We start from the raw sequence: 21,905 nt of genomic DNA, 5'->3' as shown, positions 1-21,905 counted from the left end.
TAAGTTGCTGGCTTTTTTTGCTTTAAAATTCCATCACAACAAGTTTTTTCTTGGGAAATGATGAGATAAAATAGTACACTGCATAACTTAAATAGTTAGAGATTTTGGCTCTAGTATTCATAAGTATTCGTAATTTCCGATTATTTTTAGCAGTACTCACTAAAAAGGATAAGCGCATGGCAGATAAAACTCGCGTTGCCAAATATCAAGCTGACCGTACCAATCAAAAGCTATATTTTTGCCGCCTTGCCTGTCAAGCCGCTGCAGACACGACTGACAAGCAGTTATATCAAGCACATTGTGAGACCGCTATTTTTCATCTATACGGTACGTTTTTAGCTTTTTTACAAGAGCTTGGTCACTTTTATAATATAACGCTGACGACGCCGACGTTGCTAGATATCGAAGAAGCACTGATCGAGCGTACGCAAGTATCACCTGAAGTGCAGCGTCTAAAGCAGTTACAGCAGCAAGGATTTCTGGCTGATATAGAACATGCCTATCAGCGTTGTCTATATGCCGTGATATCTGAGCATTCGGTGGATAAAGCGGCTGATGACAAAAAACAAGTGCCTGATTTGATTGTCAATGTAGTGACACTGTCCAATCAATGGTTGCCAGATGATGCGACCATACGTGAATGGCGTCAGCAGTTTTTGGAGCTGATTGATCAGCTACGTGCTGGTATGGTGGAGTTTTAGTTCTTATGGCTTAGATTATATTTTCAAAGCTTCGTTATGAGTACTTAATGATTAGCTGCTACCTTTAAGCTGAGTAGGGCATAAAATTAAATGCAATTGAAATATGCCCTATAAAAAAGGCTGGCTCAGTGTTTACTGAACCAGCCTTTTTTAAATGTATCAATATAGAAAGCAGTCTATTACTCAGGCATCGCTGGCATACGTTCTACAGGCTTGACTACTAATGGTTTTGGTTTCTGCGCTGGGCTATTAGTAATACCATTATTAGCAGGTTTAACAGCGGTCGTAACTGCCGGCGTTTCAACAGGTTTTGGAGCAGGTGGCTGGCGCTTCTGAATAGATGTCTTTACTGGTTTTTCCGATTTGCCTGTATCAGTATCTTCGCCATCAAGTTCAGTGACCCCTTCATCCATCATCTCTATAATGTTTTGCTTTTGTTTCTTGGATTTGGCACGGTTGTTAATAGAGACCCATTGGCTAGGCGTGTCGTTAAGTTGGGCTTTCATAAAATCCATCCAAACGGGTAGGGCTGCCACACCACCATATTCGCGACGACCCATGGTTGATGGTTGGTCAAATCCCATCCAGACGACGGTTGCATTGGTAGGATGGAAGCCTGCAAACCAAGCATCTTTCGCTTCATTGGTGGTTCCTGTCTTGCCGCCAATATCATCACGTCCCAAAGATCTTGCTTTAAACGCTGTACCACGCTGTATTACATCACGTAAGATATCTGCCATCTCATAAGCGACTTTAGGCTTTAAAATACGCGGAGCTTGTTCAGCGCGTACGTACTGTACAACAGGTGCTTTTAGGCGATCTGATTCTGGGCTGGCATCATAAATACTCAAATCAATCTTGTTACTGTCTTTAGTAGGGGTGCTACTCTTGTCAGCCTCTATATCAGTTTCTGTATTTTTACTTGCCGGCGATTCTTTAGCGTCGCCTGTTTTATCGTCTTCAGCTACTTTTTTACTATCCTCTATTTTTGCATCATATTCTTCAGTTAGTTTTTTATTGACATTGTCGAGCTGCTCATTGAAACATAGGGCACAAGCTTGCTGAGGATTGGCTTGAAATAAAAGTTTATTATTATAATTATAAATTTGTTCAATAAAATAAGGTTGAATGCGATGCCCGCCATTGGCAAAGGTGGCGTAAGCGGTTGCCATTTGTAATGGGGTTGCTTGACCTGTACCCAACGCTAAAGACAAAGTAGTTGGCAGCTTTTCTTTATCAAGACCAAATTCATCTAATAAGTTGCGAGCGTCAGAGATGCCAATTGCTTGCAGCAAGCGAATAGATACTAAGTTACGTGATAAATAAAGTCCGCGGCTTAACGTGATATCACCTAAGAAGCGACCATCAGAGTTTTTTGGTTTCCAGTCACCTACTTGAAGCGGGCGATCCGAAACTATACTATCTGGACGATAACCTTTTTCTAATGCTGCTGTATATACAAGGGGTTTAATGGTGGAACCCGGTTGACGCCAGCCCTGCAGAGCACGGTTAAATTTACTATGGTTAAAATCAAAGCCACCGACCAAGGCACGAACGCCACCGGTATCAGGATTCAGAGAAACCAAACTACCTTGTATCTCAGGTATTTGACCAAGCTGCCAGCCACCACTAGCAGTCGGTATCAGGCGAATAATATCGTTCTTACTCACTATTTGGCTGGCATTGCTTGGAAAATAACCAATGCGATCAGCAGAGATGTATTTACGTGCCCAGCGCATACCAGACCAATTAACGGTCACGCTTTCTCCTGAAAGCATGGTTGCCTCAAAACTACTGGTATTCACTTTAGTGACTTTGGCAGGCGACATATTGCTATAGCGACTGAAATTCTTTAGCGGTTCATCATTTGCTTCGGCGCCACGCCAGCCATGGCGATGCTCGTAATCAACCAAGCCAGATAAAATTGCCTTTTCTGCATCTATTTGCGCTTGACTATCAACCGTCAAGCGTACACGCCAGCCGCCATGCATAACTTGCTCACCATAACGATCAACCAGAGCTGCGCGCGTCATTTCGGCCAAATACGGCATATTAACATCCAGCTTTTCTTGATAAAGCTTAATACCAATGGGCGCATTAATGGCTTCGTCATATTGGGTTTTGTCGATGTAACCCAATTCATGCATGCGACCAATAATCCAGTTACGGCGCGTGAGCGCACGGCTTGGATTGGCAACAGGATTGTATTTAGAGGGCGCTTTCGGCAAACCTGCAAGCATTGCCATCTCAGCAATGGTGAGATTTTCTAACGATTTACTATAATATTTTTTGGCAGCCGCACGAATACCGTAAGCGCCTTCACCTAAGTAAATTTTATTGACATAAAGGGTAAGAATATCGTTTTTACTCAGCTCGTCTTCAATCTTACGGGCTAAAAATAATTCCGTTAGTTTGCGATTTAACGTGCGATCTGAGCTTAGAAAATAGTTTTTGGCGACCTGCATGGTGATGGTCGAGCCACCTGTTTGGCTTTCATCATCCGTTACCACTTCGGTGACCGCGCGCCCTAATCCTTTAATACTAATACCGCTGTGCTGAAAAAATGAAGAATCTTCTGCTGCCAAAAAAGCATGGGTCAAGTCTTCCGGTATCTCTTCAAAGGTAATAGGCAATGATAAACGGTTGCCATATTGCCCAATCAATTTGTCATCACTACTATATATCTGTAATGGCATCTCTAAAGTTGCCGTTTTAATCTCTTGTGTGCTTGGCAACGTTGGCGATAAATACATCGCCATACCATAGAAGCCAATAGGAACGGCAAGCGCTAATACAACCGCCAACGCTAGACAGGCAATGAAAAGCCCCACCAAAAAGTGAATGAGACGAACGGTGGCATTTTTTTTGGTCATAGTCAGACTTATCGATTAAGGTTTGCAACAGATAAAAAACATTATACCTTGAACAAAATAGCCAAGTAATAATAAATGTGTAAGTTAGCCTCTACAGGACATTTAAATGCTTGAATCTATCTGTTAAGTAAAGTATTGTACTAAATTATTACAAATAACTATCAGATTGTACACTTAATATAAGGTATAGAGTTTGTGAGGCTATTTACTTCTAAGAGTCGACATTTGATTGGCGTGGATATTTGTACCACCTCAGTGAAGTTGGTTGACATACAGCGCCAACAAGGCGTTTTTCACCTAAGATCTTATGGTACTGAAATATTACCTGAAGGCGTAGTCATCGACAAACTCATTGTAGACACGGAAGTGGTAGGCAATACTATAGCAGGCTTAGCAAGGCGTTGCCAAGCGGCGGGTAGTAGTGCAGCCACAGCAGTCTCAGGGTCAGCGGTGATTACTAAAATCATCGATATGGATATGGTGCTAAGTGACGTTGAGCGTGAAGCCCAAATTCGTTTGGATGCTGACCAATACATACCTTATCCGCTAGAAGACGTCAATTTGGACTTTGAAGTATTGGGTCCCTCTCATATTAATGAGGACATGGTGCAAGTACTGCTTGCCGCCTCTCGTTCAGAAAACGTTGACCAAAGAGTTGATGCCTTAACCTTTGGTGGTCTGCAAACCAAGGTAATGGATATTGAGTCGCATGCCATTGAGCGTGCTTTTGGCTTGATGGCAGACAGTCTGCCAAACTTGCCAGATTTGGTGGCGCTGGTTGATATCGGACACAATCAAACAACATTGTATGTCGCCAAAAATGGCGAGTTTATCTATAGTCGTGAGCAGTTATTTGGAGGCAGTCAGCTGACAGAAGCCATCCAAAACCGCTATGGCTTGTCTGCTGAAGAAGCTTCTATTAGTAAGCGCGAGCGTGCTCTACCTGATGATTACTATACCGATGTCTTAACACCATTTATAGAAAATACCATCCAACAAATCACTCGCTCTTTACAGTTTTATTTCTCCTCAAGTCAATATAGTAGTATCGATCATGTGGTTCTTGCTGGTGGCAGTAGCTCTATTGCGGGTCTTGCTGGTATGGCGCAGCAGCGATTGGGCGTGCCTGTGAGTATTGCAAATCCGTTCATTAATATGACTATTGCGCCGCATATCGATCATGAGCAACTGGCGATTGATGCACCCAGCTTAATGGCCGCTTGCGGTCTGGCGTTAAGGAGCTTTGACTAATGGCTCGTATTAACCTACTGCCCTGGCGAGAAGAAGAGCGTGCCCGCCGCAATAAAGAGTTTATCACCTTGGTGGTGGCAGTGACACTGTTGTCTCTGCTTGCAGCATTTGCGACGTGGAGTTATTTTAATAACGAACTTGCTGAACAATTAGATGCCAATGCACTGATTGAACAAGAAAACGCTCGCTTGGATAAAGCGTTGGTCGAGATTGATAGCTTAGAGCAGCGCCGTGAAGATATCATCTCACGTATGCAAGTTATTCAAGACTTGCAAGGTCGACGTCCTGTACCTGTACGTCTATGGGATGATCTTGCTAAAGCCATTCCGCCAGCGCTTTATTTGAATAATCTAAAGCGTGAAGGGGATGTATTAACATTGACAGGTCTTGCTGACAATCCAAACGTGGTATCAAGCTTGATCCGCAATCTTGATAGCAGTAAGTGGATGGGCGATTCAGCCGTAAGTAATATTCAGCAAAACATCACCGCTTATCAAGCAGCCCCTGTTTTAGAAAATACGGTCACTACGCCAGGTGAACAACCGCGTCCTATTTATCCTGAAGACAGCTATGTGCAGTTTGTAATCACGACTAAAGTACAGTCTGAAACGGCCGTTCCTGTAGAAGGTGCTGATGGCGCTATTGTACCTGGAGGTGAGTTATGAAACTGACCCGTAAAAAAACCCGCATTAAAATCAAAAAGACGGTGATAAGACAAAGAAAACAGTTTGATTTAAATGAGTTTCGCCGCAGTTTTGAGTCATTGGATTCTGAAAACTATGGCAGTTGGCCGCTCCCTGTTAAAGTCACCGTCATTGGTTTTATTATTGCTTTGATTGCTGCTTTGTCATGGGCATTACCAATCAGCAGTAAAATCGATGAAATTACAGCAGCAGAAAGCCAACAACAAACCTTGCTCGATAGCTACCGCGAAAAAGAATCGCGCGCGCGCCATCTGCAAGCTTATCAAGCTCAAGTGATTCAAATGGAAGCGGAGTTTAATACTTTGCTTGACCAGCTACCAAAAGATACCCGTGTATCAGAATTGGTTGAGGGTATCAATATGACGGGCGTGGGCAGTAACATACGTTTTCAGGATATCTCTGTTGAGCCTGAAATTGAAAATGAATTCTTTATTGAGCAGCCTATTCGTATTGCAGCGTTGGGTGACTACCATCAATTTGGTAGCTTTATCAGTGGTTTGGCAGCTTTACCAAGGATTATCACCATGCACGACTTCGAAGTCAGTAATCCGCAGCCAACCTTGGATGTTTTACCCGAGCTAAATTTGGTATTGCAAACCAAAACCTATCGCTCAAAAGAAGCGCTCCCTGAAGGTGATGCAGCGGCGGCTGAAGTTTTACCCACCGATGCTGCTGCAGGAGGCAACTAATGACTAGCCACAAACTGCCTAAGTTAAGGTTATTGCTGTTAAGCGCTACTGTTTTATCTCTAACGGGTTGTACGGATCGTATCGGTTTAGCAGAACAGGCAATGGCTGATATCCGTAACCAGCCTGCGCAGCCGATTGAGCCTCCTCCTCAGGCCGAGCTGGTAGAAGATTTTGTCTATAGCGCCAGTGCGCAGCGTAGTCCATTTTTGCCACCGAGTTTAGTGAACGTACAAGGTCCGACCACCTTTATTGATGGGGTACGCCCTGATATAACCCGAGTCAAAGAACCGCTTGAACAGTACGAGCTGACACAACTGATTTTTCGCGGTGTGGTTATCTCGCCTGAAGGTCAACAGTATGCTTTAGTACAGCGTCCTGATGGCTCAGTTGCTAGTGTTAGAGTGGGTAATTATCTTGGATTGAATGACGGTCGTATTGTTGAAATCACACCGACTCAGATTAACTTGATTGAAATTGTGCCAGACAGCCGTGCTGGGTTTGTTGAAAAACCCCAGTCACTGGTGTCCCCTATAAGCTAAGTCGGCAGATTTTTTGAGGAATAAATAATGACAGTACGCAATAACAAGGTAATGACGATGAGCAACCGCGTATCTTCTACTTTTGCCATCTCTGCATTGGCAATGAGTATGATAGCTGTAAGTAGCATTGCCCATGCCGAGCAGCGCATCAACAATGTCTCTGTGGTGCAGACTGCGCCAGCCGTAACGCAAATGCGTTTAGGGTTTTCAGGTGCGCCAGTATTACCAGCCGCTTATCAGCTCGACAATCCTAGCCGTTTGGTGCTGGATTTTGAACAGGTGCAAAACGGTCTTGCTAGTCGCTTTAAAGAATATAATATCGGTATGGTCAATGAGGTCACCACCTTAAACAGTGACAATACCACCCGTCTTATCGTTGGGCTAAAAAAGACGGGCAACTATACCACCGCGATTGATGGCAATGAATTATTGCTGACGATTACGGACCCTAATCGTCCAGTGATTGCTCCGGTGGTCACGAAAGTCATTACCAACGACCCTGTACAAGATGTCCTAAATGGCAATTCGGCTATTACTACCACGGCTGTGGTTACGCCCATTGTTGAAACCAGTAGCGTTGCTGTCGCGCCTATTAGAACCACGGTCACAAAAAACCAAGTACCTGCTGACACCATGGTCGTACGTGTCAACCCTTTATTAAGCCCACAACTTGCCTCTGCACAAGTCAGTAAGCAGTATAGTTATGATGGTTTAAGCGCTGTGAATTTTTCAGCAGGGAATGATGGCGGTGGTAGCGTTAGTATCTCACTTGCCAATGAAGCGATTCCTGTAGACGTTCAGCGTCAAGGTAATAAGTTAGTTGTGCGTTTGACAGGCAGTACCGTACCTAGAAATCTGCTACGCCGCTTGAATGTTAATGGTGGTTTGGTAGACAGTATTGATACTAAAAACCAAGGTCAAAATGGTGTTATTACCATCAATATGAAAGACGATTTTGAATATCAAGCCTATCAATCAGGCAGTCAGCTAAATATTGGTATCAGACGACCTGAGCTGCTACGTGAGCCGACGCTTGAAGAAAAAGTCTATACTGGTGCAGCGCTATCTATGGAGTTTCAAGATGTTGAGATTCGTAGTGTCCTAGATATCTTAGCGCAGTTTACAGAGATGAATATCGTTGCTAGTGATTCGGTCGCCGGTAATATTACCTTGCGCCTTATCAACGTACCTTGGGATCAAGCACTTGATATCATTCTTAAAAGTAAAAATTTGGGCAAACGTGAAAACGGTAACGTAATTTTGGTTGCGCCTTCAACTGAGCTTGCTGAACAAGAAGCACGTGAGCTTGAAGCCCAGCAAGCGGTTGAGTCTTATGCACCGTTACGTACTGAATATATCCGTCTAAGCTACGCAAAAGCGGCAGATGTCCTAACCCTGATCTCTCAAGGTAGTGGTGGAGCCTCTGGCGGTAGCAATACTGGCAGCGCCAATGCTAATACTAACGATAGCAATAGCTTGCTCTCTAATCGTGGGACGGTAACAGTCGATGAGCGTACCAATACTTTGATTGTTAAAGATGTGGCAGCCAGCATTGAAAATATCCATAAGCTGATTGGTAAAATCGACATTCCTGTCCGTCAGGTCATGATTGAAGCGCGTATCGTTAGCGCGACTGATAGCTTTAGTAAAGAGATTGGAGTGCGTTGGGGTATCTTGTCAAATGGCGCTGCCAATAATCGGAACTTGTTGGTCGGTGGCAGTAACCAAACTTTATGGGACTTAAAAGATTTTGATGTGCAGACCACGACTATTAATGGTCAGACCGTTTCTTATCCTAAATACGATATTACTCGTCCTGACAATCTAAACGTTGACTTAGGCGTTGATAATCCAGCAGGTCGTATTGCCTTTGGTTTGCTAGGTATTTCTGATTTCATGCTCGATCTCGAATTGTCAGCCATGCAAGCAGACAACCGCGGTGAAGTGATTTCTACGCCAAAGATTTTGACCTCTGATAAGCAAACGGCAAAAGTATCTTCTGGTACGCAGATTCCTTATCAAGAAGCATCAGCAAGTGGTGCGACTACTACTAGCTTTAAAGAAGCTGCTTTAAGTTTGGAAGCCACGCCAAATATTACTCCAGATGGTAAGATTGGTTTGCAGCTGCTAATCACCAATGGCACACCGACCATTATTAACAATCAGGTTGCCATCGCTGAAGACTCGATTTCTACCAACGTTATTGTTGAAGATGGTCAAACCATTGTATTGGGCGGCGTCTTTAAAAACCGTACTAATAATGGCGTCGATAAAGTACCTTTCTTAGGTGATTTGCCTTATATCGGTCGAGCCTTCCGTAAAGACGTGCGCAGCAATACCAAAGAAGAGCTGCTGATATTTATCACGCCGAAACTGATCAATGATGGTATTAGTCGCTTAGATTAGTCAGATTTTAGTAGGTTTTGAGCCATAAAAAGCAAGCCTTAGTGCTTGCTTTTTTAATGGTTGGTTTTTAGGCTGGCAAGGATTTTACTAACAATAATCACAGCTCATTACTAGCCAGAATATCAATGACGTTGTATCATACCTAATTTAGCTGAGTGAGTACTATGGTTGAGGAATTACCGTCGGTATTTTTGGTAGGGCCGATGGGAGCAGGGAAGACCACAATCGGCAGATTACTGGCAAAGCAGCTCGGGCGCTCGTTTGTAGACAGCGATTGGTATATCGAATCGCAGACCGGTGCCGATATCGCTTGGATATTTGCCAAAGAAGGTGAAGCGGGCTTTCGAGAACGGGAAACGCGTGCAATCGATGAGCTAACACAGCAACCGCAAATTGTTTTAGCGACTGGCGGCGGTGCTGTGATGGCAGCTGAAAATCGTGAGTATTTAAAGCAGCGCGGTATCGTTATTTATCTCAACGCGCCTGTCGATGTACAAATGGCTCGTACTGCGAAAGACAAATCGCGTCCTTTATTACAACAGCCAAACCCCAGAAAAATACTGCAAGGTTTATATAGCGCGCGTGATCCATTGTACAGGGAAGTAGCGCATATCATTATGCCAACAGGACATACGTATCCACGGCACATGGTCAATCAATTATTACAGCAGCTTAACTCATTTTGTATTTCTACGTCTGTCGATTCAGAGCCTGAAAAAGACTGATGTCAAAAAATGACTAGTATGACCAATATTATCGAATACCTATTTAGTTAAATTTTACTCGTAAGAATTAAGGAGATTTTCATGGCAACGCCACTGTTTCATGCTGACTTGACAGTACATACGCAAAGTCATGACTATCCAATCGTCATTACTGAAAACGCAATAGCAGAAAATAGCAGTATGGCTAGACAAATTGTCCCTTATGTTACGGGTCACCAGGTATTGATTGTTACCAATGACACTATTGCGCCGATTTATCTGCAGGCCTTACAGAAGCCGTTAGAAACCCAATTTACCGTGCAGGTGTGCGTGCTGCCAGATGGCGAACAATATAAGAACCAGTCGAGTATCAATCAGATTTATGATGTGTTGATGGCAGTGCATTTTAATCGTGATGTTACTCTGATTGCGCTTGGTGGTGGTGTCATTGGTGATATGACGGGATTTGCAGCGGCAAGCTTTATGCGCGGCGTCAATTTTATTCAGATACCAACCACCTTGCTATCTCAAGTGGATTCAAGTGTCGGCGGCAAAACCGGTATCAATCATCCGCAAGGCAAAAACATGATTGGCGCATTCTGGCAGCCGCAAATGGTATTGGCAGATATGAGCACACTCAAAACCCTGCCAGCGCGCGAGCTGTCAGCAGGGCTTGCTGAAGTTATTAAATATGCGCTGATTATGGATGCCGAGTTCTTGACTTGGCTTGAGCACAATCTGCCTGCAATGATGGCTTTAGATCTAGCGGTACTGGGTGAAGCGGTCAAGCGCTGCTGCCAGTACAAAGCTGATGTTGTCGCCCAAGATGAAAGAGAATCAGGTGTACGTGCTTTATTAAATTTTGGTCATACGTTTGGTCATGTGATTGAAACTCATGAAGGTTACGGTAGTTGGCTACATGGTGAGGCAGTCGCTGCGGGCATGGTACAAGCGGCTGAGCTGTCGCAAAAAATCGGCTGGTTAACGAGCGATGAGGTTGCTCGTGTTAAGCGCATATTGTCATTAGCCAATTTACCGATCACGCCGCCGCCTATTGAAGTTCAGATTGCTTTAGACTTAATGGGGCATGATAAAAAAGTGAAACACGGACAAATCCGCCTTATTTTGTTAAAATCATTGGGTGAAGCAGTATTAACCAATGATTTTGACCCGCATCTGCTCACCGACGTGCTAGCCACGCATGCACCGTAAGCTATAAAAGAACATATATTATAAATGACTATAAGCAGTTAATTTTTCAATATAGAAATAGCACGGTACTAAAAGCGATTCTCGTTTATTTTGAAGTGAGTATAGAGCGCTTGGTTTTATCTGTATAATTTTTACGACCCTATCCTAAGCATATCTTTACCAAGGACACCTCCATGGCAGCATCTAGCTCGACGACTCGCACCGCGAGTCAATCCTATCGCCGTCAAGCGCTGATTTGGCTGATAGCGACTCTGATGTTGGGTGTGACCACCGCTTTGGTATGGATGTTTAGCCAAACGCCAGCGATGGGCGCCAAGATAGAAAATGCGCCCATAGCAGCGCCGAAAACACTGAGTGCGGAGCTTGAGCAGCCATTGAAAATTGAATCGCTGCATGAGCTTGATACTGACGTACAACCGATAAGTTTTGATGAAACGGTTCGTGATTTGCGCAGCTACCCTGATGAATTTAAAGATAAGCGTTATCTGCTTGCCAACAAAGGCAAGTGGACAGTACAGGTCATGAATGTCGCTGAAAATGAGGTGATTGTCAGTTATCTAGAAGGACGTGAAGACCGTAGCAAATTTACATATTTCCGCTACCTTGATGAAAACGAGCAAGTCCGTTATATGCTGACTTATGGCTTGATGGGTAGTCCACAAGAAGCAGTTGGTGCGGCTAAGCTGATAGATTTTAAGCTGCCTGCCAATGTGCGAGTATTGCCTGAAGAGATTAATCGCTACGTCAGCATCATTGATAATTATGAGCGCCCTGATCCTGTAAAAGATTTGAGTACAAAACGCACCCGTGCCGTCAATCTGAGACCAACCAAGCGTGAAGTGCCGCTACGTCAAAAAACACCTACGGTAAATAACAGTGAGCAAGCCGCAAGCAATGCGACCAACCGTACTCCTCAAGAATCGACCAATAGCAGTGCGACTGAAAGCATTCGTCAGTCCGTTGATACCTCTGATACCTTGACAGTTAATGAGGAGCGTATTTTCGGTATAGAAGAGCAATCTCCTACTACCTCAGCCCCTAAAAGTACTGATAATAACCGTAAGCCTGAGCAAGAAAGCAAAAAGCCTGTTGTATCTGGTGCTGATACTAATTCAGCGAAAAAACCACCAGTGGTTGCCACGCCTAAGGCGCCGAATAACACTGCCAATCCCAACAGTACAAATTCGGATAATAAAAATTCAAATGCAAGCTCGGCGAATAAAAATGCCAATAATAGCTCTAACAATGCGGCAGCGCCAAAAGCCAAAAACGACAGTATAAAAGAGCTTATCGAAGAAAAGAAAGACTAATTTTAAGTAAGCATATACGTTAAAAAGCCCACTGAAAAATACAGTGGGCTTTTTTATGAATCATTTACTTATGGGTTATGATATCTTATATAACCAATAGCAATATAAACACTTACAAAATCTGACGGATGAATCGGCAGAAAAGACTAGATTTTTTGTCGATCATTCACTAATATAAGGATGGGTGACGTTCTGTATAGTTATCGTAAATAGTCATTTGTTAGCTTCTAATTTTATTAGATCTAGGATAAATGATTAACAGAAAACATCATATCTCAAGCGCTGCTACTTGTTAGCTGGTTACTAGTTATCCGCTACGATCAGCATATCGCAAGTGGCGCAACTTCTCTTACTATCATCCTTATTAGGATTGTTAAGGCGCTTGAATATAGGCGTCTTATATTCACATTTGATGGATAAACTGCGTTTTTTCAGCTATTTACTAGTTTGGTCATTGAAGATTATAAGATTCATATTGGAACCTATAACCAACATAAGATCGACAAGTAGTCACGTTGAAGTGCTTAATATTTTGATTTGCGACGATTGACATTGAATACTTTCACCAAGTTATCCTATCAGTCCGCGTTAAATTGATGGCTCAAATGTTGCTAGCATACAGGGTACTTTGATAATTGTTTTTATCATACCCAGCGCACTGGCAATAATTTTTCTGCTCGCGCTTTGTTAATCCGGATGTGTAAATATAATCCAGCCCGTTCTGCTTGCGGAAAACGGTTTGTGCATCACATTGGTTGCATAAACTTCCGCTTACTTAAAAGGACCAGCTATGTCAATGATTTCCTCCCATACGCATTTGGCCTCGCCAGATGACTTTTCTGACAATTGCGGTTTTGGTTTGATTGCTCATATTGAGGGTCAGGCCAGTCATGACTTGGTAAAAACAGCCATTCACAGCCTAAGTTGTATGACCCATCGTGGCGGCGTGGCAGCTGATGGCAAAACCGGCGATGGTTGTGGTTTATTATTAGCGACGCCCGTTGCCTTTTTTAGAGACATTGCAGCAGAGCAACAGTTTGAGATAACGGATAACTTCGCGGTTGGTATGGTATTCGTCAATCCAGATACGGCAACGGCTCAGCATAGCCTACAAGTATTAAATGAAGAGATTACCGCACAAGGCTTAGAAGTAGCCGGCTGGCGCGATGTACCACTTGATTTAAGCATTGTCGGTGAAATTGGGCGTCAGACATTACCAGATTTTAAGCAAGTATTTGTCAATGCGCCGGATGGTTTAGCGGCAGATGATTTTAATCGCAAGCTGTTTGTGGCGCGTAAAAAATCTGAGCAACGCTTGGTTGATGATGAGCTGTTTTATGTCTGCTCATTGAGCTGTCAGACTATTATTTATAAAGGTTTGGTGATGCCATCAGACTTGCCAGCTTTCTTCTTAGATTTACAAGATGCGCGTTTGGCGTCGCATATTGTGGTATTCCATCAACGTTTTTCAACCAATACGCTACCGCGCTGGCCACTAGCCCAGCCTTTCCGCTATCTGGCGCATAATGGTGAGCTAAATACCATCTCCGGCAACCGCAGCTGGTCTGAGGCGCGTACGCCAAAATTAAAATCAGATAAACTACCCAATTTGAATGAGTTAACGCCATTGGTCAATAGCACTGGCTCAGATTCATCTAGCTTAGATAACATGCTAGAAGTACTGATGTCAGGCGGTATGAGCTTGTTTCATTCAATGTCGATACTGGTACCACCTGCTTGGCAGAATGTCGATAGCATGGATATGGATCTGCGAGCGTTTTATGAGTTTTACTCACAGCATATGGAAGCATGGGACGGTCCTGCAGGGCTTGTGATTCAAGATGGTCGCTATGCGGTCTGTATGCTTGATCGGAACGGTTTACGTCCATCGCGCTGGGTGACGACGAAGAATGGTTATATTACAGTCGCCTCAGAAGTAGGGGTTTGGGATTATAAGCCAAAAGACGTGCTCGCTAAAGGTCGTGTTGGACCGGGTCAAATGCTGGTCATTGATACTCAAACCGGTCAAATAATGGATACCAAAGCCATTGCGACCTTGCTTAAAAAGGCGCATCCGTATCGTAAATGGTTACGTGACGAGGCGACCCATATCCGTGATGATGAGCGCTTAGAAGAAGAGATAGCTGCACAGGCATGTCGCGGTGAGCCGTTAAAAGCATTGCAAAAAATGTATCACATCACCAATGAAGAGCGTACAGAAATCATCCGCCCTAACGCTGAAAATGCGCAAGAGCCAGTTGGTTCGATGGGTGATGATACGCCAATGGCGGTACTGTCACAGCAGATTCGTCATGTCGGTGATTTCTTCCGCCAGCAGTTTGCACAGGTGACCAATCCACCGATTGATCCACTACGTGAATCTATTGTAATGTCGCTACAGACCTGCCTTGGCGCTGAAACCAATGTGTTTGCGCCATCAGCCCGCGACGCGCATCGTATTATCTTGTCATCGCCGGTGCTCTCAGCAAGTAAGATGCAGCAACTTGAAACTGTGAATGATCCTGCTTTTAAGATGGCACGTATCGACTTAAATTATGACCGTACATTAGAACTTTCCACTGCCATTATCTCTATCTGCGAGCAAGTTGCCAGTAGCATTCGTGCTGGTCATACCTTGATTGTCTTATCTGATAAAGACATTGCGGTAGATAAAGTCCCTGCCAATGCCATAATGGTCACAGGGGCGGTGCATCATTATCTGATTGCACAAGGTATACGTACCGATGCCAATTTAATTATTGAAACCGGTCTGGCACGTGATTCACATCAAGTCGCGGTATTAATTGGCTTTGGCGCGACCTGCGTTTATCCTTATCTAGCTTATGACGTGATTGATGATTTGGTTGCGACTGGCGAGCTGCTTGGTGATCCGATTCAGGCACGGGTAAATTTCCGTAAAGGCTTAGATAAAGGTCTGCTAAAGATTTTATCAAAAATGGGTATCTCTACCATTGTATCTTATCGCGGTGCGCAGTTATTTGAGGCGGTAGGTCTTTCTGAAGAAGTGGTTAATCTGTGCTTTAAAGGCGTGCAAAGTCGTATTAAAGGCGCAACCTTTGCTGATTTGGCAGCAGATCAAGCGCAGCTTGCGGCAAATGCCTTTAAGCGTCGCGCCCCACTTGATCAAGGCGGCTTATTAAAATTTGTCTTTAATAAAGAGTATCATGCCTTTAATCCTGATGTGATTAATAGCCTACATTTGGCGGTACGAACTGGTAATTATGACAATTACCGTCAATATGCAGAAATTGTCAATAGCCGTCCGGTCGCTACTTTACGTGATTTACTACAGCTTAAAACGGACAATCCACTTGACGTTGATGAGGTTGAAGATATCTCAGCCATTTTGTCGCGTTTTGACTCTGCTGGTATGTCGCTGGGCGCGCTGTCGCCAGAAGCGCATGAAGCCATCGCTATCGCTATGAATACTATTGGTGGTCGCTCAAATTCAGGTGAGGGCGGTGAAGACCCTGTACGTTATGGGACACTGCGTAACTCAAAAATTAAACAAGTTGCCTCTGGTCGTTTTGGGGTAACGCCCGCCTATTTGCGTTCAGCAGAAGTCATGCAGATCAAGGTTGCTCAAGGGGCAAAACCTGGTGAAGGTGGTCAGCTGCCAGGCGGTAAAGTCAATGCGTTAATCGCGCGCCTGCGTTATTCGGTGCCGGGTGTGACGTTGATTTCACCGCCGCCGCATCATGATATTTACTCGATTGAAGATTTGGCGCAGCTTATTTTTGATCTTAAGCAAGTCAATCCAGATGCGTTGGTGTCAGTTAAGTTGGTTTCGCGTCCGGGTGTTGGCACGATTGCAACAGGTGTGGCGAAAGCCTATGCTGACTTGATTACTATCTCAGGTTATGACGGCGGTACGGCAGCATCACCTCTGTCGTCTATCCATCATGCTGGCTCGCCTTGGGAGCTAGGTCTTGCTGAAACTCATCAATCATTACGCGTTAATGGCTTGCGTCATAAAGTCCGTATTCAAACCGACGGCGGTCTAAAGACAGGACTTGATGTGGTCAAAGCCGCCATTCTTGGTGCTGAGAGCTTTGGTTTTGGCACCACGCCGATGATAGCTGTCGGTTGCAAATACCTACGTATTTGCCATTTAAACAACTGCCCAACGGGCGTTGCCACTCAAAAAGCCCAGCTACGCGATGATCACTTCATCGGTGAAGCTGAAATGCTGATTAACTTCTTTAAATTTGTCGCAACTGAAACCCGTGAATGGCTTGCAAAGCTTGGCGTGCGCACGATGGAAGAGTTGGTTGGACGTACTGACTTGCTTGATATATTAGAAGGCAATACTGCTAAGCAACAGCATCTTGATTTATCGCCTCTATTATTTAGTCATCCTGCCAGTAGCGGCAAAGCGCAGACTTGTCAAGTTGAGCGCAATGAGCCATTTGATAAAGGCTTGCTTGCTGAGCAGATGATTAGTGATATGCTGCTGAATATTCGTCAAGGCAATGGTGGCGACTATAGTTATTACGTTGGTAACTGTGATCGCTCGATTGGTGCGCGTATCTCAGGCGAGATTGCAGAGTTATGGGGCAATCTTGGCATGAGTGACAAACCTATTAAGCTGCATTTGACCGGAACAGCAGGACAAAGTCTAGGTGTTTGGAATGCTGGTGGCTTGCATATTGAACTTGAAGGCGATGCCAATGATTATGTTGGTAAAGGCATGGCAGGCGGTGAGATTGTGATTTATCCACCAAAAGACTCAAGCTTTGTGACGCAAGATACTGCTATTGTAGGTAATACCTGCTTGTATGGTGCAACAGGTGGCAAGCTATATGCTGCTGGTACGGCAGGGGAGCGTTTTGGCGTTCGTAACTCAGGTGCTCATGCTGTTATCGAAGGCACAGGCGACCATTGCTGCGAGTATATGACGGGCGGTATCATCACCATACTTGGACGTACTGGTCTTAACTTTGGCGCAGGCATGACAGGTGGATTTGCTTATGTACTCGATCTGGAAGGTGATTTCTTTGATCGCTGCAACCATGAGTTGATTGATTTAAATCGTATCTCAAGCGAGCAGATGGAAAGCCATCGTATCTACTTACAGCAGGTCATCGAAAGGCATGTCGATAAAACGGGTAGCGCATGGGGGCAGACCATATTAGCGGACTTCGAGCATTATGCGCGTAAGTTCTACTTGGTTAAGCCAAAAGCAGCAAACGTTGCAACTTTGCTTAAAACCACGACCGCTGATCCGCAATAATTGATCTGATTTATTGATAGCGTTGTGTACCATAATATATAGATATTAGAGGTGCACGACGTTATTCTAAAAATGAATTTATAGATGTTTTGAGCAGGTAAATGACAGCCTATATAAGTAAATTTGCCTCATTGAGGCTGCCTATATCGACTGTCGTTAACCACTATAAAAGACCCCTATATAAAAGAGACAATACCATGGCAAAACGCTTAGAAAATAGTTTTCAGTTTTTAGATGTGCCACGGCTTGAGCCGATCAAAAAAGACATCGCCACGCGTTCAACAGAGTTTGTTGAAATTTATCAGCCGTTTGAAAGTGAATCAGTCGCTCAGCAATCGCATCGCTGTTTAGAATGTGGCAATCCGTATTGTGAGTGGAAATGCCCCGTACATAATTACATTCCTAATTGGTTAAAACTAGCCGCTGAGGGTCAAATTTTCCAAGCTGCAGAATTGTGTCATCAAACCAATACTTTGCCTGAAGTCTGTGGACGTGTGTGCCCGCAAGACCGCTTATGTGAAGGCTCTTGCACACTCAATGACGGCTTTGGTGCCGTGACGATTGGCAATGTCGAGAAGTATATCAATGACACCGCTTTTGCCCTCGGCTGGCGTCCTGATATGTCTAAGGTTATTTGGACAGACAAGAAGGTTGCCATCATTGGAGCAGGACCTGCAGGTCTTGGCTGCGCAGATATCTTGGTCAGAAATGGCGTCAAACCCGTTATCTTTGATAAACGTCCAGAGATTGGTGGTTTATTAACTTTCGGTATTCCAGAGTTCAAAATGGAAAAAGACGTCATGCGTAATCGCCGTGTCATCTTTGAAGGCATGGGCATGGAATTCCGCCTCGAGACAGAAATTGGTACCGATGTCAGTATTGATGAGCTGCTCGGTGAGTATGATGCTGTATTTATGGGTATGGGTACTTATACCTATATGCGTGGTGGCTTTGCTGGTGAAGAATTGGAGGGTGTGTATGACGCTCTGGATTACCTGATTGCCAACGTCAATCGCTGTAATGATTGGGAAAAAGACTCAGGCGAGTATATCGACCTAAAAGGCAAAAAAGTCGTGGTGTTGGGTGGTGGCGATACCGCAATGGACTGTAATCGTACCAGTATTCGTCAAGGTGCTGAGCAAGTATTCTGTGCTTATCGCCGTGATGAGGAAAATATGCCAGGCTCACGTCGTGAAGTGGTCAATGCACGCGAGGAGGGGGTTGAGTTCTTATTTAACCGCCAACCGACTGAAATAATTGGCTTAAACGGTAAGGTCAATGCGGTAAAAGTAGTAACGACGCATCTGGGCGCACCAGACGAAAACGGTCGTCAATATCCTGAGCCAATTGCCAACTCAGAAGAGATTATACCCTGTGATGCAGTGATTATGGCATTTGGTTTCCGTCCAAGCCCTGCGGATTGGTTTGACGCGCAGCAAATTTCTATGGACAAATCTGGTCGAGTATTGGCAGCGGAAAAACAAACCTTTAAGTTCCAAACCAATAATCCTAAGATCTTTGCCGGCGGCGATATGGTACGTGGCTCTGATTTGGTAGTCACTGCCATTTGGGAAGGTCGTGAAGCGGCTGAAGGGATTTTAGATTATTTAGAAGTGTAGTAATTAGACTGATTGACACCCAAATGCTCACTTAACTTTGCCTTTTTCTGGTGATGTGCGAGCTTGTTTTGACACTTAACGTCTTTTATCTTTTAATAGGTAAAAGGCGTTATTTTTATGCTTTTTTTAATTTTAATTCTCATTAATGATAAGAGATGTGCTGCGTGAAGCCGACTTTTTTACAACGATTTACCGCTCCTGTGATAGAGCCATACGCTCGCTATCAGCATGCTGATGTGCTGCATGCTATACGTTTGGGCGTGGCAGTTATACTCGCTTTATTAGTCAATAAAGTCACCAATTTTCCACATGGAGAATGGACGACTATCACTGTTTTTATTATTCTAGGATTGCTACAGTATCAAGGTGCAATCTATACTAAGGCTAAAGAGCGAGTACTTGGTACTTTATTAGGTATTGGTGCTGCGCTCGGTATTGTATGGTTTAGTCAAGGTGTAGGGACATGGTTGTGGGTAGATTATGTCATCATTGGACTGATGAGTGGTATTATTGGCTATCTGGCGATTAGGAATCTTGGCTACACAGGGTTATTGACTGGTATAACCATGTTGATGATTGTCTCAGATCTGGGTCAAAGCACTATCGGTCAAGATGGTATCTACCGTGCCCTTAATATTTTACTTGGTACAGGGCTTGCAGTTGCAGCGACATTGATTTTGCCATTGAAGTCCACATTGATGTGGCGATTCTTACTGGCTAGTAACCTCGATGCTTGTAGTAATCTTTATGCTAGGGTAGGCAATCATATCGATACTGCTGAAGAATTGATTGATGGTGATGTTCAGTACGTCAATCCAACAGTCTTTGCCGTACCTGTTAACAAAGCCTTAGTGATAGAGCTACAGCAGATCAATAAAAGACTCTTAGCGGTACGCCCCCATTTGGCAGCAACAACGAGCGAGTCTGGTATCGATAAAGAGACAATTGAGAGTATTCAACGTACCCACCGAAATATTATTGGTACGATTGATCTGCTGCTAACGGCAGCACCGCGCTTAGCCAGTATCGAGATCGATGAGGATAATCATATCCTGCTCATACATTATCAGCACGAATTAACCCAAGTGATGCAACATATGGCAGCAGTGTTGCGTAGCCCAAGTGATGAGGTGTTTCGTCCCATTACGCGTATTACCTTATCAGAATATCCAAGCGTAGAAAATTTAGGCTTTGAATGGCAGGGCTACTTTTGGTTGACACAAACTTTACAAGTGCAATTACAGCAGCTCAGTGACTTATTACAAGAGACTAAGCCGCAGTGGTTTGCGGCTTCTGGTCTGCGCTACCAGCGCCGTGAACAACGACGTATAGAGGAGCATGGTGGTGAAACAGATTTGCATTTATAAATAAAAAACGCTGACTCTATAAAGTCAGCGTTTTTTTACGATCATAATTATTAAAAACAGCTATCAAAAATCGGCCATTAATAAACAATGATTAACGACCAGTTTTTAGCTTATCCCAATACTGTTGATACACCTGCAATGCTTCATCACCGACATCTTCTTGGAATTCAGCTTTTGCCAATACGTCTTTACTAGGGTAGATGGTTGGATTATTTTTGACGTCATCTGGCATCATTTCACGTGCCGCACTATTAGGCGACGCATAACCTATCTCTTCACTAACAATTTTGGAATTCTCAGGACGCAGCAGATAGTCTATGAACTTGTGGGCTGCATCGACTTGTGTGGCGTTTTTAGGAATGACAAAATTGTCCATCCATAATATCGCACCTTCGGTTGGGTATTTATACACCAAGCTAGTGAGACCTTCACTATTAGCGATGACTGCTTCTCCATTCCACGTCATACCGACGCTGGTTTCACCTTCCATATATGGCATACGTGAAGCATCTGAGTTAAAGGTTTTTACATTCGGCATCAAGGTCGTAAGTTTCTCATAAGCGGCTTTAATTTCGTCAGGATTTCTACTGTTGCCAGAGTAGCCTAAGGTTAATAGCGCCATGCCAAACACTTCGCGCATATCATTCATCAGCATCACTTGACCTTTATACTCAGGACGCCATAAGTCATTCCAACTCTTGACCGTGGCTGGATCAACCGTCTCGCCATTGATAGCAAGACCGGTGCTACCCCACATATAAGGAATCGAGTATTTGTTTTCTGGGTCAACCTTGGTATTGGTAAAAGAAGTATCAAGGTTTTTAAAATTGCTCAATTTAGACTTATCAAGCTCTTGTAGCAGACCTTCTTTTGCCATTTTTTCGACATAATACGTCGATGGAATCGCCAAGTCGTATTGGCTAGAATCATCAAGCAGCTTTAGCTTGGCATACATGGCTTCATTAGAGTCAAAGGTGGTGTAATTGACTTTGATACCGGTCTCTTCAGTAAAGCCGTCAAGTATTTCTTGCGGCATATACTCTGACCAGTTATAAAGGTTCAACGTGACATCGCTGGTAGTAGAACTATCGACAGGCGCGTTATCAGATTTGCTACAGCTGGTAATAGAGAGCCCGATGGCGGCACAGAGCAATGCCTTAGGCAGTATTTTGATAGAGGCGCGAGTAGACCAATTGGATGAAGATAAATGGGACAAAATGTCTCTCCTAAATTAGGGCAAAAGGTGAAAAGCGGGCGCATGATCCGTCATAAAATT

At 44.0% G+C, this 21,905-nt stretch carries 14 protein-coding genes; 12 read left to right on the top strand and 2 right to left on the bottom strand.

Annotated elements, in window-relative coordinates; translation table 11 throughout:
- Positions 1 to 176 precede the first annotated feature (176 nt).
- A complete protein-coding gene (locus M0221_RS10945; RefSeq protein WP_263241437.1) occupies positions 177 to 701 on the top strand; it encodes a DUF6586 family protein in 525 nt (174 codons plus the stop codon).
- A gap of 179 nt (positions 702 to 880) precedes the next feature.
- Here M0221_RS10945 and M0221_RS10940 read toward each other — a convergent pair whose 3' ends face one another.
- The gene (locus M0221_RS10940) at positions 881 to 3,574 is read right to left on the bottom strand and encodes a penicillin-binding protein 1A (protein ID WP_483283830.1); all 2,694 of its coding nucleotides are present in this window, start codon (positions 3,572 to 3,574) and stop codon (positions 881 to 883) included.
- Between the two features lie 195 nt (positions 3,575 to 3,769).
- Between M0221_RS10940 and pilM the strand changes: the two genes are divergently transcribed.
- The 11 genes from pilM (at position 3,770) to M0221_RS10885 (ending at position 20,629) form a co-directional block, all read left to right on the top strand.
- Entirely contained in the window at positions 3,770 to 4,825 is a 1,056-nt protein-coding gene (gene pilM, locus M0221_RS10935; protein ID WP_483283829.1) for a type IV pilus assembly protein PilM, read from the top strand.
- The gene (locus tag M0221_RS10930) at positions 4,825 to 5,490 is read left to right on the top strand and encodes a PilN domain-containing protein (RefSeq protein ID WP_133104811.1); all 666 of its coding nucleotides are present in this window, start codon (positions 4,825 to 4,827) and stop codon (positions 5,488 to 5,490) included. The genes pilM and M0221_RS10930 overlap by 1 nt, the downstream gene beginning before the upstream one ends.
- Positions 5,487 to 6,218, top strand: coding sequence for a type IV pilus inner membrane component PilO (locus M0221_RS10925; protein ID WP_483283828.1), 732 nt, complete (start codon positions 5,487 to 5,489; stop codon positions 6,216 to 6,218). The genes M0221_RS10930 and M0221_RS10925 overlap by 4 nt, the downstream gene beginning before the upstream one ends.
- A complete protein-coding gene (locus M0221_RS10920; RefSeq protein ID WP_483283827.1) occupies positions 6,218 to 6,757 on the top strand; it encodes a pilus assembly protein PilP in 540 nt (179 codons plus the stop codon). The genes M0221_RS10925 and M0221_RS10920 overlap by 1 nt, the downstream gene beginning before the upstream one ends.
- Before the next feature lie 27 nt (positions 6,758 to 6,784).
- Positions 6,785 to 9,163, top strand: a complete 2,379-nt coding sequence (locus M0221_RS10915) for a type IV pilus secretin PilQ (RefSeq protein WP_483283826.1) — start codon at positions 6,785 to 6,787, stop codon at positions 9,161 to 9,163.
- 164 nt (positions 9,164 to 9,327) lie between these two features.
- The gene (aroK, locus tag M0221_RS10910; protein WP_011514481.1) at positions 9,328 to 9,888 is read left to right on the top strand and encodes a shikimate kinase AroK; all 561 of its coding nucleotides are present in this window, start codon (positions 9,328 to 9,330) and stop codon (positions 9,886 to 9,888) included.
- An 81-nt stretch (positions 9,889 to 9,969) separates the two neighbouring features.
- Positions 9,970 to 11,079: a 3-dehydroquinate synthase gene (gene aroB, locus M0221_RS10905; protein WP_483283825.1), complete on the top strand. Its 1,110-nt coding sequence runs from the start codon at positions 9,970 to 9,972 to the stop codon at positions 11,077 to 11,079.
- Between the two features lie 173 nt (positions 11,080 to 11,252).
- Positions 11,253 to 12,389: a hypothetical protein gene (locus M0221_RS10900; protein ID WP_483283824.1), complete on the top strand. Its 1,137-nt coding sequence runs from the start codon at positions 11,253 to 11,255 to the stop codon at positions 12,387 to 12,389.
- A gap of 790 nt (positions 12,390 to 13,179) precedes the next feature.
- On the top strand, positions 13,180 to 17,643 hold the full coding sequence (gene gltB / locus M0221_RS10895; protein ID WP_483283823.1) for a glutamate synthase large subunit: 4,464 nt from the start codon (positions 13,180 to 13,182) through the stop codon (positions 17,641 to 17,643).
- 197 nt (positions 17,644 to 17,840) lie between these two features.
- Positions 17,841 to 19,262, top strand: coding sequence for a glutamate synthase subunit beta (locus tag M0221_RS10890; protein WP_011514477.1), 1,422 nt, complete (start codon positions 17,841 to 17,843; stop codon positions 19,260 to 19,262).
- Between the two features lie 155 nt (positions 19,263 to 19,417).
- Positions 19,418 to 20,629, top strand: a complete 1,212-nt coding sequence (locus tag M0221_RS10885; RefSeq protein ID WP_483283822.1) for an FUSC family protein — start codon at positions 19,418 to 19,420, stop codon at positions 20,627 to 20,629.
- Between the two features lie 91 nt (positions 20,630 to 20,720).
- Here M0221_RS10885 and M0221_RS10880 read toward each other — a convergent pair whose 3' ends face one another.
- Positions 20,721 to 21,845 carry an ABC transporter substrate-binding protein gene (locus M0221_RS10880; RefSeq protein WP_483283821.1) on the bottom strand — a complete coding sequence of 375 codons (1,125 nt, stop codon included), beginning with the start codon at positions 21,843 to 21,845 and terminating at the stop codon, positions 20,721 to 20,723.
- Positions 21,846 to 21,905: the final 60 nt, after the last annotated feature.

It is taken from the genome of Psychrobacter sp. ANT206 (genome assembly GCF_056880555.1).
This window is presented reverse-complemented; position numbering and strand designations above follow the sequence as displayed.

Excerpts from the sequence above, each read along its gene's own strand:
- M0221_RS10945 (WP_263241437.1), top strand. The coding sequence starts at position 177 with ATGGCAGATAAAACTCGCGTTGCCAAATATCAAGCTGACCGTACCAAT.
- M0221_RS10885 (WP_483283822.1), top strand. The coding sequence starts at position 19,418 with ATGTGCTGCGTGAAGCCGACTTTTTTACAACGATTTACCGCTCCTGTG.
- M0221_RS10925 (WP_483283828.1), top strand. The coding sequence starts at position 5,487 with ATGAAACTGACCCGTAAAAAAACCCGCATTAAAATCAAAAAGACGGTG.
- aroB (WP_483283825.1), top strand. The coding sequence starts at position 9,970 with ATGGCAACGCCACTGTTTCATGCTGACTTGACAGTACATACGCAAAGT.
- aroK (WP_011514481.1), top strand. The coding sequence starts at position 9,328 with ATGGTTGAGGAATTACCGTCGGTATTTTTGGTAGGGCCGATGGGAGCA.
- M0221_RS10890 (WP_011514477.1), top strand. The coding sequence starts at position 17,841 with ATGGCAAAACGCTTAGAAAATAGTTTTCAGTTTTTAGATGTGCCACGG.
- M0221_RS10940 (WP_483283830.1), bottom strand. The coding sequence starts at position 3,574 with ATGACCAAAAAAAATGCCACCGTTCGTCTCATTCACTTTTTGGTGGGG.
- M0221_RS10930 (WP_133104811.1), top strand. The coding sequence starts at position 4,825 with ATGGCTCGTATTAACCTACTGCCCTGGCGAGAAGAAGAGCGTGCCCGC.
- M0221_RS10900 (WP_483283824.1), top strand. The coding sequence starts at position 11,253 with ATGGCAGCATCTAGCTCGACGACTCGCACCGCGAGTCAATCCTATCGC.
- M0221_RS10915 (WP_483283826.1), top strand. The coding sequence starts at position 6,785 with ATGACAGTACGCAATAACAAGGTAATGACGATGAGCAACCGCGTATCT.
- gltB (WP_483283823.1), top strand. The coding sequence starts at position 13,180 with ATGTCAATGATTTCCTCCCATACGCATTTGGCCTCGCCAGATGACTTT.
- M0221_RS10920 (WP_483283827.1), top strand. The coding sequence starts at position 6,218 with ATGACTAGCCACAAACTGCCTAAGTTAAGGTTATTGCTGTTAAGCGCT.